The organism is Colwellia meonggei (assembly GCF_057537295.1).
In genome coordinates, this window is the sequence record NZ_BAAJLZ010000001.1 from 705,768 (window position 1) to 720,180 (window position 14,413).

12 protein-coding genes are annotated in these 14,413 nt (G+C 39.0%); 11 read left to right on the top strand and 1 reads right to left on the bottom strand.

From position 1 onward, the window contains the following. The first annotated feature begins 467 nt into the window (after nt 1–467). A complete protein-coding gene (locus tag AC27E9_RS03150) occupies nt 468–3,458 on the top strand; it encodes a TonB-dependent receptor (RefSeq protein WP_487127170.1) in 2,991 nt (996 codons plus the stop codon). Nucleotides 3,459–3,570: 112 nt separating this feature from the next. Here AC27E9_RS03150 and AC27E9_RS03155 read toward each other — a convergent pair whose 3' ends face one another. Continuing rightward, entirely contained in the window at nt 3,571–4,221 is a 651-nt protein-coding gene (locus AC27E9_RS03155; RefSeq protein ID WP_487127172.1) for a hypothetical protein, read from the bottom strand. A gap of 124 nt (nt 4,222–4,345) precedes the next feature. Here AC27E9_RS03155 and AC27E9_RS03160 point away from each other — a divergent pair, with 124 nt between their 5' ends. From AC27E9_RS03160 to ribBA, 10 genes are all read left to right on the top strand, one after another. After that, complete coding sequence (locus tag AC27E9_RS03160) at nt 4,346–5,797, top strand: alpha/beta fold hydrolase (protein ID WP_487127174.1); 1,452 nt, start codon at nt 4,346–4,348, stop codon at nt 5,795–5,797. A gap of 33 nt (nt 5,798–5,830) precedes the next feature. Beyond that, complete coding sequence (locus AC27E9_RS03165) at nt 5,831–6,577, top strand: ABC transporter ATP-binding protein (RefSeq protein WP_487127176.1); 747 nt, start codon at nt 5,831–5,833, stop codon at nt 6,575–6,577. After that, complete coding sequence (locus tag AC27E9_RS03170) at nt 6,574–7,737, top strand: ABC transporter permease (RefSeq protein WP_487127178.1); 1,164 nt, start codon at nt 6,574–6,576, stop codon at nt 7,735–7,737. Before AC27E9_RS03165 ends, AC27E9_RS03170 begins: the two co-directional genes overlap by 4 nt. A 36-nt stretch (nt 7,738–7,773) precedes the next feature. After that, entirely contained in the window at nt 7,774–8,370 is a 597-nt protein-coding gene (locus tag AC27E9_RS03175) for an RNA polymerase sigma factor (protein WP_487127180.1), read from the top strand. After that, nucleotides 8,367–9,035, top strand: coding sequence for a hypothetical protein (locus AC27E9_RS03180; protein WP_487127182.1), 669 nt, complete (start codon nt 8,367–8,369; stop codon nt 9,033–9,035). The genes AC27E9_RS03175 and AC27E9_RS03180 overlap by 4 nt, the downstream gene beginning before the upstream one ends. Before the next feature lie 310 nt (nt 9,036–9,345). After that, nucleotides 9,346–10,602 carry a serine hydroxymethyltransferase gene (glyA, locus tag AC27E9_RS03185; RefSeq protein ID WP_487127184.1) on the top strand — a complete coding sequence of 419 codons (1,257 nt, stop codon included), beginning with the start codon at nt 9,346–9,348 and terminating at the stop codon, nt 10,600–10,602. Nucleotides 10,603–10,830: 228 nt separating this feature from the next. Continuing rightward, nucleotides 10,831–11,286, top strand: a complete 456-nt coding sequence (gene nrdR / locus AC27E9_RS03190; protein ID WP_487078925.1) for a transcriptional regulator NrdR — start codon at nt 10,831–10,833, stop codon at nt 11,284–11,286. 55 nt (nt 11,287–11,341) lie between these two features. Next, a complete protein-coding gene (gene ribD, locus AC27E9_RS03195) occupies nt 11,342–12,469 on the top strand; it encodes a bifunctional diaminohydroxyphosphoribosylaminopyrimidine deaminase/5-amino-6-(5-phosphoribosylamino)uracil reductase RibD (RefSeq protein WP_487127186.1) in 1,128 nt (375 codons plus the stop codon). Nucleotides 12,470–12,538: 69 nt separating this feature from the next. Further along, complete coding sequence (locus AC27E9_RS03200) at nt 12,539–13,198, top strand: riboflavin synthase (RefSeq protein WP_487127188.1); 660 nt, start codon at nt 12,539–12,541, stop codon at nt 13,196–13,198. Between the two features lie 10 nt (nt 13,199–13,208). Continuing rightward, a complete protein-coding gene (gene ribBA / locus AC27E9_RS03205) occupies nt 13,209–14,318 on the top strand; it encodes a bifunctional 3,4-dihydroxy-2-butanone-4-phosphate synthase/GTP cyclohydrolase II (RefSeq protein ID WP_487127190.1) in 1,110 nt (369 codons plus the stop codon). Nucleotides 14,319–14,413 lie beyond the last annotated feature (95 nt).

The following is a 14,413-nucleotide window of genomic DNA, read 5'->3' on the forward strand; positions in this document are numbered from 1 at the left end:
CAGTTATCCTCTTTTTGGCGAAATATATCTACTACTGACTTTATCGTTATTTTGGTGATATGTGAATGATTAATTATGTTATTTCACATGATTGCCTGTTTTTACCGCAATGGCTAAAGCAATTTTAGTTATCTTGTCTTTATGTTATTGAACAAGTCCCACCTGTTTCGGTATGTTTGATTATGCAAAAAAGTACTAATTATTCACTTAAAATGTCTATTTTATTCGCTATTAATCAGTGAAAAGTACAATAAAAGATACTTCGCTAGATATTTTTTATTGCGCTAGCCCTTACAAAATAAGCCTTATTCCAACTTGTTACTTCTGTTAAGCATTTGTTACTTGAATGTGCTCATTGGTTATTATATATTCAATGCCAATATATTGTATACAATATATTGGCATATAAATGAGATTAATAATAAATAACGATGAGTGTATTTCAATACACCAAAAAGGGATCAACAATGTCAAAAATAATAAGTTGCTTTGCTACAAAGCGCACACTTGCTGCTGTGGCGGTTAGCAGTGCTTTGCTATTTTCGGTACCGAATGCTTTAGCTGCCGACAACTTTAGCGGCACATTAAAAGGAAATGTCACCGCAAGTAGTGATGCGGTTGCAAATGCAACGGTAAAAGTAGTGCATAAAGAAAAAGGTATTAGCCGTTCTGTTACCGCAGACTCGCAGGGTAACTATGTTTTACGGAAGCTACCCATTGGCGAATATACAGTATCTATTGAAAAACAAGGCTTTCAAGTCGACTCATTTGATATTTTAGTTAAAATTGGCTCTACCTCAGTTGTTGATCGAGAATTATTTACTTCTAATCAAGATATAGAGCGAATAGAGGTCACAGGTCGTAATGTTAGCTTTATTGAACTCGACTCTTCTGATGGTGGTATTGTTGTTACAGCCGATGAATTAAGTTTACTTCCTGTTGATACTGGCTTCAATAATATGGCCTTGTTAGCGCCAGGTGCTGCTGCTACAAATGGTAGTAACTTTAGAAGTTCACCATCTATTGGTGGTAGCTCCTCTGCTGAGAACGGTTATTATCTCAATGGTATGAATGTTACCAAAATTAAAACTGGCCTTGGTTCAATTGATTTACCATGGGAAGCGATTGCGCAAACTGAAATTAAGACTGGCGGCGTAGCACCTGAATTTGGAAACGCATTAGGTGGAATTGTTAACGCAGTATCTAAATCTGGTAGTAACGAATTTAAATTTGGTGTGCAAGCACGAGTTGATCCTGAAGCACTGCGCGAACATCATGATGATTTGTTTTATAGCAATGATGAATTGTATTCAAATACCCAAGATGACGAATCGACATTTACACGTTATTCCGTATGGGGTAGCGGTGCGATTATTCAAGACGAGTTATTCTTCTATGCGTTAATAGCGCCACAAAAAGATGATTATGATGATGCAGGTTCTAATACAATCTCATTAGGTGAATCTAAATCTGATCGTTGGTTTGTTAAGTTAGACTGGTTTATAACCGAAAATCACTCGTTAGAATTTACCAGTATTAATTATGAAAATGATAATAAATGGAAAACTTACGAGTATGATTGGCAAACCAATGACCGCACAGGTGATGGTACGGCTGCAAAATCAAAAACTGGTGGTGATGTATTAGGACTCAAGTACACGGGAATATTAAGCGATGATGTTTCCCTTGAAGTGGTTGCTGGTCGTGTAACTGACCAAACTTACAATACCGTTGCAGATGCGCTACCTTGGGTTGGTTCATACCTTTTTGATGGCTACCGTCAATTGAGTCAACATACCTCTTCAAGAATCACCGAAAGTGAATTCACCCGTGATCAGTTCCGTGCTGATTTAATGTGGGATTTGGATGACCATTCATTAAAGTTTGGTGTTGATTACTACGATACACATATTGATCACCAGTCTACACAAAATGGTGAAGGTCCTGCGCAAGGTTGGTGGTATATTGAAACAGCAACCGGAACTGATAGGACAGGCCTACCAGCGGGTACTGGTTATGTTGACCAACGTATCCGTACAGACTTCTCTGATTCTCATGTTAAATCTTTGTCATTATATGCCCAAGATTCTTGGCAAGTTAACGATAACCTAGTACTTAACTTAGGTGTACGTTATAGCGATTTCGTAAATGAAATGTCTGATGGGCAAAAGTATGTCGACGTTTCTGGACAAATAGCGCCACGTTTACAAGCTATCTATGACCTAAATGGAGATGGTACAAGTAAAGTTTATGCAACGTTTGGACGCTACTTTCAGCCTGTATCTGCCAATATGAATATTGTGCAAGGTGGCTCTCGTCGTGATGAACACTGGTACTATGAACTCGATCAAGTTGATGCTGATGGTCACCCAGTGATTACGGGTGATGGTTCACCAAGCCGTGGTGCTCAAGTGGGAACTTTTCTTGCTCAATCAGGTGAGGGTGCTCCAGGCTCTAAAGCCACAAAAGATTTGAAACCTATGTATTCAGACGAGTTCACATTAGGATATCAAACAGAAGTATTTGATGGTGATATGACCTTTGGTGTTCGCGGTATCTTTAGAGAGTTAAAGCGCTCAATTGAAGATGCGGACTTACAAACGGTATTACAAAACTGGTATAAAAAAGAAGGAATTGAATCTAATGGTTGGATTGATGGCTGGATTCTATTTAACCCTGGTGACGGTTTAGATGTTAATTATGACTTTAATGGTGATGGTACGGTAAACAATATTAAACTATCAGCTGAAGAAATGGGCATGCCTAAGTCTGAACGTAAATATACTGCACTTGAATTCACACTTGATGGCCAAGTAACAGAAAAAATGAATATTAGTGCTTCATATACTTGGTCGCATCTGTGGGGTAATACGGCTGGCTTAGTTAATGATGATGATAACCAAGCTGATCCAGGTTGGACAGTATCTTATGATTATGCGGGTCTTCAGGATCATGCTAGCGGTAATCTACCTAGCGATCGCCGTCATGCATTTAAATTGTTTGGTTCATATTCAGTAACTGATGATTTTGTTTTAGGCTTAAATACGACGATCTCTGATGGTAAACCAGTTAATAAAATGGGTATTCATCCGCTGGGTGTTGATTCATGTGCACCAGGTATGCCGTGGGAAAGTTGTGAAAGTAACGCGCAACGCGGACATGGTGCGTCTTTTTATGATGAAAACGGTAATCCGTCACCTCGTGGCAGTGCTGGTACAACCGATTGGGTTTTCAAGCTAGATTTATCAGCAAGCTATCGTCATGAATTGTTCGGCAATGATTTATTGCTTAAAGCAACAGTTTATAACTTGCTTAATGCAGATACTCAAACAACGGTTTATCAGCAAGGCACAATAACTGATGGCGATGGTAATACTGTTGCTGATCCTAACTGGGGAATCACAACTGGCCGACAAGGTGCTCGTTATGTTTCCTTAGTTGCACGTTATGAGTTTTAACTTTTAAGTTAACGTTCTTATTTTAATCTGTCGAACTTAAAGCCGCTAACTCTCCCTAGCGGCTTTTTTTGATCAAGAAGTACGAAGGTGGTTTTTAAAGTCAGCCGCTTCTTTACAGAACAGGGCAAAATTCTACCGGCTCAACAATACCATTCTGTTCCGTGTTATAGCATTCATCTAGCAGTGAGCAATAACATACTTTTAAGGTTAAATTGAAGCGCTCGTCATTTAACTTTTTCCAGAATATTTGATTACCTTCTGTTAATGCGAAGGTTAGAAAAGGCGTCTCTTCTTGGCCGGGAATAATACTATTTATGAGTGGAGTCGTTATATATAAACCATCAGTGTTGGCTTTACCCATTTTTGCATTTTGTTTGACTCTGGAAAAATATTCAGTTGCTTCCTCGCTACAACAAGCTTTATAAAACGCGTTTAAACTAGAGTAGCTTTGCTGCTGATATTTATAATCAACTCGCTTAATTATTGCAGGACCAACACCAGCATTTTTCAGTGTTAACGTTAGCTCTTGTTTCCTTGCTTCATTGTCCCAATTACCGCTGGAAAATTGCACTAAGGGTAAGGTCATTGCTTTTACTTGTCGTTCTGCGGCATCTGCTTGCAGATACGTTGCATAAAATGATGCAGCAGAAATTAGAATTGCGCATAAGGCAATTATTAGGTTCAACTTTTCGCTACTAATACCTGCTTTTTTATCTTCGTTTTCTTGAATCAATTTTGCCTGTTCTTCGTTTTTATCACTCATGATGAGCCTTTTTATTATTAATTATCAGTGCGTTATTGATTATTTTTATTTTATTTAAAAATAACTGTAATAAATTTGCAACTGCTCAGACTATACAAGCAACATTATCATTAGGAAGGATAAAATGAAAATAACGTGGAAGAAGATGTTCGTTGCTGGTTTATTGGGCTTTGCACAACAATCACTAGCAAATGATATAAAAAACGAAAACCTGACATTAGAAAATTGCCATTTAGGTGAAATTCGCTCACAAGTTAAATGTGGTAAGTTGCAAGTTCCAGAGAATTATCAGCAGCCTAATGGTGATAAAATTTCTGTAAACTTTGCTGTTTTACCTGCTATAGACAACAGCGAATATAAAGCTCCGTTAATGTTTTTAGCGGGTGGGCCAGGGCAAGCTGCTGTTGAATTAGCAACCGGCTTAAATCGAATTTTTCGTGAAGTGAGAAAAACACGCGATATTATTTTGGTTGACCAACGCGGTACCGGTGAAAGTAGCGCACTAGCATGCGAACTTGAAGCGGTTGAAAACGTCTACTCGTCTTTAGCTAGTGAGTTTAATGCGCAGGAAGTTAAAGACTGTATCGCTCAGTTTAAAGGCGATGTTACCCAGTACAATTCAGAAAATGCTATCCGTGATTTTGACGGTATTCGTGCCGCATTAGGGCATGAAAAAATTAATATTTACGGTGGTTCATATGGTACACGTGCTGGTTTAGTGTATATGCGTATGTTCCCTGACTCTCTGGAAAGTGCTGTACTTGACAGCGTTGGGCCAATTGAAGTGCCAATTGGTTTATTTGGCCGAAGTGGTGCGAGATCGTTTAATTTACTAATCGAAAACTGTAAAAATAATGTTTCTTGCCATCAAGCATTTCCGAACCTAGCTGAAGAGTTCCAAGCGGTGAAAAAGCGTTTAGCTGAAAAAAATGTCACGCTTGATATTCTACACCCTCGTTTAGGTGAGCCAACTAAGTTTGTTCTCGATGAAGTTAAGTTTACCGGTAACCTGCGTTTTCAACTTTATGGTATGGAAGGACGCTCTATGGTGCCGTTAGTTATTCATCAAGCTTTCCTTGGAAATTACAAGCCACTTATTGGTTTGATGGCAAGAACTGAAGACGAACAATTAGTCTATACCGGTTTATTGTTTAATATTGTCTGTAATGAAGATATGCCACGAGTGAGTCAAGCGGATAAAAAGCTTGATGCTAATAATAATTTCGACGGCATGGATAGTCAAAAAGCTTGGGAGATGATTTGTCCATTCTTCCCTGAATACCGCCCAGGTGAAGCCTTTTATCAAAGCGTTACCGCAGATGTGCCAACACTGATTTTGTCAGGTAATTTAGACCCTGTTACGCCGCCGAGCAATGGTGAATACTCAGCAAAAACTTTACCTAATAGTCATCATATTATTGTTGAAAATGCTTCACATACTGTTGCTATGAGCACTTGTGCCAATGTAATTATCAATGAGTTCTTAAGTAAGAAAGATCCCAAAGCGCTTGATGAATCTTGCCTTAAAGATGTACCGGCAGAAACATTTATGACCAGCGTCAATGGCATTCAATAAAGCACGTAAAGTGATAAGAAAAAGGAAATTAAAATGATTGAAGTAAATAACTTACATAAAAGCTTTATTGACAAAAAAAACTCTGTAAAGGCATTAGACGGCTTATCGTTTACCGCTAAAGACGGTGAAATAACCGGTATTTTAGGGCCGAATGGTGCAGGCAAAACAACTTGTTTGCGCACTCTCTATGGCTTACTTTCTGCTGATGAAGGCTTTGCGACAATTGACGGCATTAAAGTGACTGAAGATCCCTTATCGGCACGTGCAAACCTAGGTATTTTCCCTGATAAATTTGGTTTGTATGAGCGCTTAACTGCTTACGAACAAATTGATTATTTTGCCAGCATTCATGGTATGACTGGGCAAGCAAAAAAGCAGGCCATTGAGCAAGTAATTAAAGACTTAGAGCTAGAAGATTTAGCACACCGGAAAACGGTTGGCTTTTCACAAGGTCAGCGTATGAAAGTAACATTAGCGCAGTCTTTGGTACATCAGCCGAAAAATTTTGTGCTTGATGAACCAACTCGTGGTTTAGATGTTATGAGCACCCGAATTTTACGCAACCATTTGGCAAAGTTTAAAGCTAAAGGGCATTGCATCTTATTTTCTTCACATGTGATGCAAGAAGTTGCTGCGTTATGTGACCGTGTGATTATTGTTGCAAATGGCAAACTTGCCGCACAAGGAACACCGCAAGAGTTATGTGACTTAGCGGGTGAAACGCATTTAGAAGAAGCGTTTGTTAAATTAATTGGTTCAGATGAAGGAGTAGCAGCATGATACAGTTTAAAGCTCTGCTATTAAAAGAATACAAAGAAGCATTTCGTGATAAACGGGCGTTAATGGTTGCATTGATGATGGCATTTATGGCACCAATAATGATCACTGTTATGTCAAAAATCATTATTGAAAAAGCGATAGATGAACCGCCAGTCTACATTAAATTTACTGGTGCTGAATATGCTCCTAAATTAATCAAACATTTCGAAGAACAAAACTTATTGAGCTTTGCTGATATTCCTGAAGAAGATAAAGCGATTTGGGACGAGCGCAATATTATCATTGATATCCCTGAAGACTATGCGAAAAACATGGCTGAGGGTAAAACCATAAAAGTGCACTTAAAAGCAGACTTCAATGATAAGGCTGTAGGGCCACCAACACGACGTATTAATAATGCTGTACGTGAATTCTCTTTATCGATTGGCTATAAGCGACTGTTATTACGTGGTGTTGATATTCGTTTATTAAATGCTGTGAAAGTCGTTGAGCAAGATACGGCAAAACCTGATGCAACTTTTATTATGATTTCAATGATGATGGGGCTGTATATGATGATGGCTGCATTTATGTCGGGGCTTTCAGTGGCTATTGACTCTAGTGCGGGAGAGCGTGAGCGTAATGTATTAGAAATGTTACTTTGCCAACCTGTAAGCACTCTGAAAATAGTATTAGCAAAACTGTGTAGTGCTTCAACTATTTCAGTTATTGGTGTAGTTATGGTGTTGGTACTCACTTCTATTTCTATAGGTTTTGTCGATTTAACTAAAATAGGTGCAACTTTTAGTTTAGGCGTACCAAAGGCATTAACCTTGTTATTTTTATTACTGCCTATTTGTTTCTTTGCTACCGCGTGTCAGTTATTTTTGGCATTCCAAACTAAAAGTTTTAAAGAAGCACAATCTACCGTCAATATGATTATTGCAATACCTGCATTTGTACCTGTGGCATTAATGTTAATGGATGATCGCCCGCAATGGTTAGATTGGCTGCCAATTGCCGGTCAGTCACTAATTATGGAAGACATTTTTAAAGGCGTTGAAGTAAATTGGTTGGCGATGTTAACCACAAGTGGCGTAACTATAGGTATTACGGTGGCGTTAGTTGTTATGCTGGCGAATAAGTTAAAGTCAGAGAAAGTGGTTATGGCATTAAGCTAAATAGCGAGAAAACTTAATGATCACCAAACTACTATCATGTTAAATTCTATGCCAATAAAAATATCAGCGCCTTATAAAGCAGTGAATATTTATAAGCAAGTTGAAAACAAGGATAGTAGTTTGGATCATCAAGCAGTTTTTCAACAGTGGCTAGAAGAATATGAAAGTCTTCTGCGCCATATTATTAATGGTTTTGAAGCCAAAGCGGCAATTCAAGATGAGCTATTTCAAGAAATTGCATTAAATATATGGCGGGCTTTACCTAAATTTAGGCAGGAGTCTAGCCCAAAAACCTTTGTTGCACGTATTGCGCACAACGTCTTAGCAACCCATGTTGCTAAGTCAGTTAAAACCATTAAGGCTGAGCAAGATATTAACGATCTTGATAATGAGTCAGCCGCAGACCACCACCAAGCAACCCCTTACCAAGAACTCGATCAACAGCAAAGACAGCAACGTCTAGCGCAAGCCATTCGTTTATTAAAACTTGAGCAACAGCAAGTTATTACGTTAGCGCTTGAAGGAATGAGCTACCAAGAAATTGCTGATGTTTTGGCCATTACTACCAATTTAGTTGGTGTGCGGTTACAGCGAGCAAAAGCGGCTTTAATGCAAGTATTGGAGGCATTATGAGCGAAGAAAACAGTAAAGCTAAAATAGCTAGTGAAACAGAAAAAAGCAAAGAGCTGCCAACACAAGCTAGGGCAGAAAAGCAGAAAGATGAGCAAACCGAGTCTACAGAAATCTTTGACGAAACCTGGGCGAAGTTAAGTGATGATTGGCAAAGCCAAGCTACACCTAAAACTGATATTCAGGCGTTAATGAAGCGCACTCGTCGACGTACTCGCGGTGCAAAGCTTTGTTTTGCATTAAATATTATTGCAACTTTTGGCTTGTTGGTGGTATTTCTGTATGGCATTTACGATGGTCAATGGGGAGAGCCAGTTAATATATATATTGGGTTTGGTGGTTTATTCTCACTCGTTTTCATTTATTTTGAGGCAAAAATCCGTTTCGCCATATGGTCACAACTTTGTGATAGCCCTGAAAAGGCGATTGATCATGCCATTGCCGGCAGTGAATCATCTATGCGTTATATGTGGATCACTAAGTTATCATTTTTGCCCTTTATACCTTTGGTCAATTGGTTTGTTTACACCGTCAGCCAAACCAGTGATAAAGCGGCACTTCCTGCGTACTTAATGGCTAATGGCTTTATGCTCGTTATTTATCTTTTTGTTGATTACTTATATAGAAAACGCAAAAAAGAGTATCAACAGCTTTTACAGATGAAATAGCTATAAAAAATGAATAATCCTTTATGTCTCGAATTAAATTTTGATTTTCATTTGATTGTCTGTTTTTAATTTGTTGTTTTTATCTTTTTTAAGCAGTATATTAGTTCGGATGATTATTTGAAGGTTTCGTTAAAAACTTTTATCGCTAACCTCAAAGCATAATTGATTGCAAAATGAACTAAAGCAGCGTTGTTTTATCGTATACAACCCAGCTAAGTTCAGGCAGAATATGCCGCAATTATATTGACCTTGCTAATGTTAACCACATTAAGCCAACTAATGCCGCTGGCAGACTATTTGAGGAAATTACATGTTTACACGTGATATGAATATTGCTGATTTTGATCCAGAACTTTATCAAGCAATGAGTAATGAAGTTGTTCGCCAAGAAGAACACATTGAACTTATTGCTTCAGAAAATTACTGTAGTCCACGTGTACTTGAAGCCCAAGGATCACAACTAACTAATAAATACGCTGAAGGTTACCCAGGTAAGCGTTATTACGGTGGTTGTGAGTATGTTGACGTTGCAGAACAGTTAGCTATTGATCGTGCTAAAGAATTATTTGGTGCTACTTATGCTAATGTTCAACCACATGCTGGTTCTCAAGCAAATGCTGCCGTTTTTCAAGCCTTAGTTTCTCCCGGTGGTAAAGTGTTAGGTATGAGCTTAGCGCATGGTGGACATTTAACTCATGGTTCGCATGTTAACTTCTCTGGTAAGTCTTACGAAGCTATTCAATACGGATTACATCCAGAAACGGGCGATATTGATTACGCTGAATTAGAGCGCTTAGCCATTGAACACAAACCTGAAATGATCATCGGTGGCTTTTCTGCATTCTCTGGTATTGTTGATTGGGCGCGTATGCGTGAAATCGCCGATAAAGTAGGTGCATACTTTTTCGTTGATATGGCTCACGTTGCCGGTTTAGTTGCGGCAGGTTTATACCCTAACCCAGTACCACACGCACATGTTGTAACCACAACCACGCATAAAACCTTAGCTGGTCCACGTGGCGGCTTAATTGTTTCTGGTTGTGACGATGAAGCAATTTACAAAAAGTTAAACAGTGCTGTATTCCCGGGTGGTCAAGGTGGCCCATTAATGCATATTATCGCTGCTAAAGCGGTAGCGTTTAAAGAAGCATTATCTCCTGAGTTTAAAACTTATCAGCAAAACGTTTTAGATAACGCTAAAGCTATGGTTGCGGTATTACAGGAACGTGGTTATAAAGTCGTTTCGAACGGTACTGAGAATCACTTGTTACTTCTTGATTTGATTGATAAAGATATTACTGGTAAAGATGCTGATGCAGCGCTTGGCCGTGCACATATCACAGTAAATAAAAACTCAGTACCAAACGATCCTCGTTCTCCATTTGTAACGTCTGGCTTACGTTTAGGTACACCAGCTATTACTCGTCGTGGTTTTGGTGTTGAAGAAACTAAAGCAATCACAACATTCGTATGTGATATTTTAGATGATATTAACAATGAAGAAACGATTAAAAATGTACAAGCGGGTATTAAAGAGTTATGTACACGTTTCCCTGTTTACAAGTAATTACCTATAGATAAGCGGAGAACAAAAGCTCTGCTTATCTAAAACGGAATTATCTAAAAATGGTCACAATTTGTGGCCATTTTTTGTTTCTTGAAGAAAATAAACAGCACTTTCATATCACGTTATTGAGATTTTTATAATTCCGAATAAGATTTTTAGCTTAATGAACTGTTTTCAATTAAAATGGCGACTTACTTTAATCATCACTCGTTACTACGGAACTCATTAATGTATTGTCCTTTTTGTTCAGCCACCGATACAAAAGTTATCGACTCTCGCTTAGTTTCTGACGGCCATCAGGTTCGTCGCCGTCGTGAGTGCTTAGTGTGCCATGAACGTTATACTACTTTTGAGAGTGCAGAACTCGTTATGCCACGCATTATTAAGCGTGACGGCTCACGTGAACCATTTAATGAAGATAAAATGCGTAATGGTCTAGTGCGAGCACTGGAAAAAAGGCCTGTGAGTACGGAAGAGATGGAGTTATCCATTAATAAACTGAAATCTAAACTTCGTGCCACTGGCGAGCGCGAGGTTTCTAGCGAAATGCTAGGAACTATTATTATGGAGCAGCTTAAGAGTTTAGATAAAGTGGCTTATATTCGTTTCGCCTCAGTGTATCGCTCGTTTGAAGATATTAAAGAGTTTGGTGAAGAAATTGCTCGCTTGGGTGATAGCGAATAAGAACAATTTTAACAAACAAATTTAAATCATTATTTAAGTTATCCAGAGAGCCATAATGACAAGCTTTTCAACTGAAGATCATCAATTTATGCAGCGTGCTATACAATTAGCAAGGCATGGACATTATACAACGTCGCCCAACCCTAGGGTGGGTTGTGTATTGGTAAAAAATGGTGAAATAGTTGGAGAAGGCTTTCATAAAAAAGCAGGAGAGGGCCATGCTGAGGTACATGCATTAGCACAGGCAGGTGAGAAAGCAAAAGGCGCAACAGCTTATGTCACATTAGAGCCGTGCAGTCATTACGGATTAACGCCACCCTGCGCCGAAGCTCTCGTTAAAGCACAAGTTAAGCATGTTATTGCCGCTATGGTTGACCCTAACCCTAAAGTTTCTGGCCGAGGGTTAAAAATATTAGAAGCCGAAGGCATAAGTACGCAATTTGGCTTACTCGAACAAGATGCCCGAGAGCTTAACCCTGGCTTTATTCATTTAATGACTACCCAAAAACCTTATGTACGTTGCAAACTGGCCGCCAGTTTAGATGGTAAAACAGCGATGGCAAGTGGCGAAAGCCAGTGGATAACGGGTAGCCAAGCACGCACTGATGTACAAAGATTACGAGCGCAAAGTTGCGGTGTTATTTGCGGCGCTGACTCGGTACTTTTTGACCAAGCTAAAATGAATGTACGCTGGCAAGCACTAGGTGAATTGAAAAAAAGTTACGCAGAAGATGATGTAAGGCAACCGGTTCGTATTATTATTGATGGCAAAAATCGCTTAACTCCCGATCTGCCAATTTTTCAGCAAGCAGGTAAAATATTATTAATTCGCCATACCATTGAAAACAGCCATACTTGGCCTCATTCTGTAGAACAAGTTTGTATTCCAAAAGTTGCTGGCAGTGATTACATTGATCTTGAGCTGTTATTGTCATTCTTAGCCAAACAAGGCTTAAATGATGTTTTGGTTGAGTCAGGTGCTCAGCTAGCCGGGGCTTTTATTGGTGAAAATTTAGTTGATGAGTTAGTGTTATTTCAAGCACCGAAATTACTTGGTAGCGATGGCAAAAGTTTAGTGAATATGCCAAATATTTTGCAATTGTCTGATGCGAAAAACATTGAAATAACAGATACACGTATGGTCGGTAAAGATATTCGCATAACGGCAAAATTTACTCATTAATAGTAAGTGTGTGGTGGCTAGAAGTAGCTGTCGCTTTTAACAAGAGAATTAAATAGGCATAAATAGTCAATGTTTACAGGAATTATAGAGGCCGTTGGCCAGTTAAAAGCAATTAATACCTCAGGTGATGGCGCACGAGTCACCATAGCCACCGGGGGACTTGACTTATCAGATGTTAAATTAGGCGATTCTATCGCGACGAATGGTATTTGTTTAACAGTTGTTGCGTTTGATAATGCCAGTTTTAGTGCTGATGTTTCGAGTGAAACATTAACTAGAACTGGTTTAGCGCATTATCAAATAGGTGATAGCGTAAATCTTGAAAAAGCTATGCTGCCAACGACTCGTTTCGGTGGTCATATGGTTTCAGGGCATGTTGATGCGGTAAGCGAAATTACTGCTATTGAACATAAAGGCAACAGCATTGATTATTGGTTAACTATGCCAGCCGATTTATCGGCATATATTGCCGAAAAGGGCTCTATTACCATTGACGGAACGAGTTTAACTGTGAATAGTTTAACGGAAGATAAATTTCGTTTAACGATAGTTCCGCATACCACAGAGCAAACAATTATCAATAAATACCAAGTTGGCAGTAAAGTTAACCTCGAAGTTGATTTGATTGCCCGCTACATAGAAAGATTACTTACCAAGCAAACGGCTGACAAGCCAACAGAGTCAGGTGTTACGCATGCGCTATTAGCGCGTAGTGGTTTTATTAAATAAAGAGGTTGTCATGAATTTACACACGCCACAAGAGATTATCGACGATATAGCTCAAGGTAAAATGGTCATCTTAATGGATGATGAAGATCGCGAAAATGAAGGTGACTTCATTATGGCGGCAGAAAAGGTTACACCAGAAGCAATTAACTTTATGGCAACACATGGTCGTGGTCTTATTTGTATGCCGATGTCGGCTGATCGTTGTGAGGCGTTAAAACTGCCACTGATGGTTGATAAAAATGACGCACAATTTACTACTAACTTTACCGTGTCAATTGAGGCGGCTGAAGGCGTAACAACTGGTATTTCTGCGGCAGATCGTGCGACAACAGTTTTAGCGGCTGTCGCTAAAGACGCAGATCATAACTCGATAGTGCAACCTGGTCATATTTTTCCACTTATTGCCAAAGATGGCGGCGTATTAAATCGTGCTGGCCATACGGAAGCTGGTGTTGATTTAGCACGGTTAGCTGGGCTAGAAGCTGCTGCTGTTATTGTTGAAATTTTGAATGAAGACGGCACTATGGCGCGTCGCCCAGATTTAGAGATTATCGCTGAAAAACATGGCGTAAAAATGGGCACTATTGCCGATTTAATTGAATACCGAAATGCCAATGAAACAACTATTGAGCGTATTTCTCAATGCAAGCTACCAACGGCATTTGGTGATTTTGATTTAACAGTATTTAAAGATACTATTGATGGACAAGCTCATTTTGCTTTAACGAAAGGCGAAATTAAAGCTGAAGAGCCAACGTTAGTGCGTGTTCATTTAGAGAATACCTTTAGAGATTTACTATTTAGTCAGCGTGAAAGTGTTGCTAAATGGCCGATGGCTGATGCGTTAGAAAAAATTGGTAAAGAAGGCGGTGTCTTGGTGTTACTAGGTAAACATGAGTCGCCGATGGAACTAATTTCCCAAGTTGAAAAATATGCCAAGCTAGATGCTGGTGAAAGTGTAAAAGAAGTTAAGCGTCATGTTGGCTCACGGAATGTTGGTGTTGGCTCGCAAATTCTTGCTAACTTAGGTGTTAGTAAAATGCGCTTATTGAGCTCGCAAACTAAATATCATTCACTATCAGGCTTTGGCTTAGAAGTGGTTGAATATATTGCTGACTAAGCATGTATTGTGTTTAACACTGTATGTTGCTTTTACTTGGTTTATATAACAACATGCAGTAACTAATATTAAAAAAGCGATTTGAAGTTATTCAA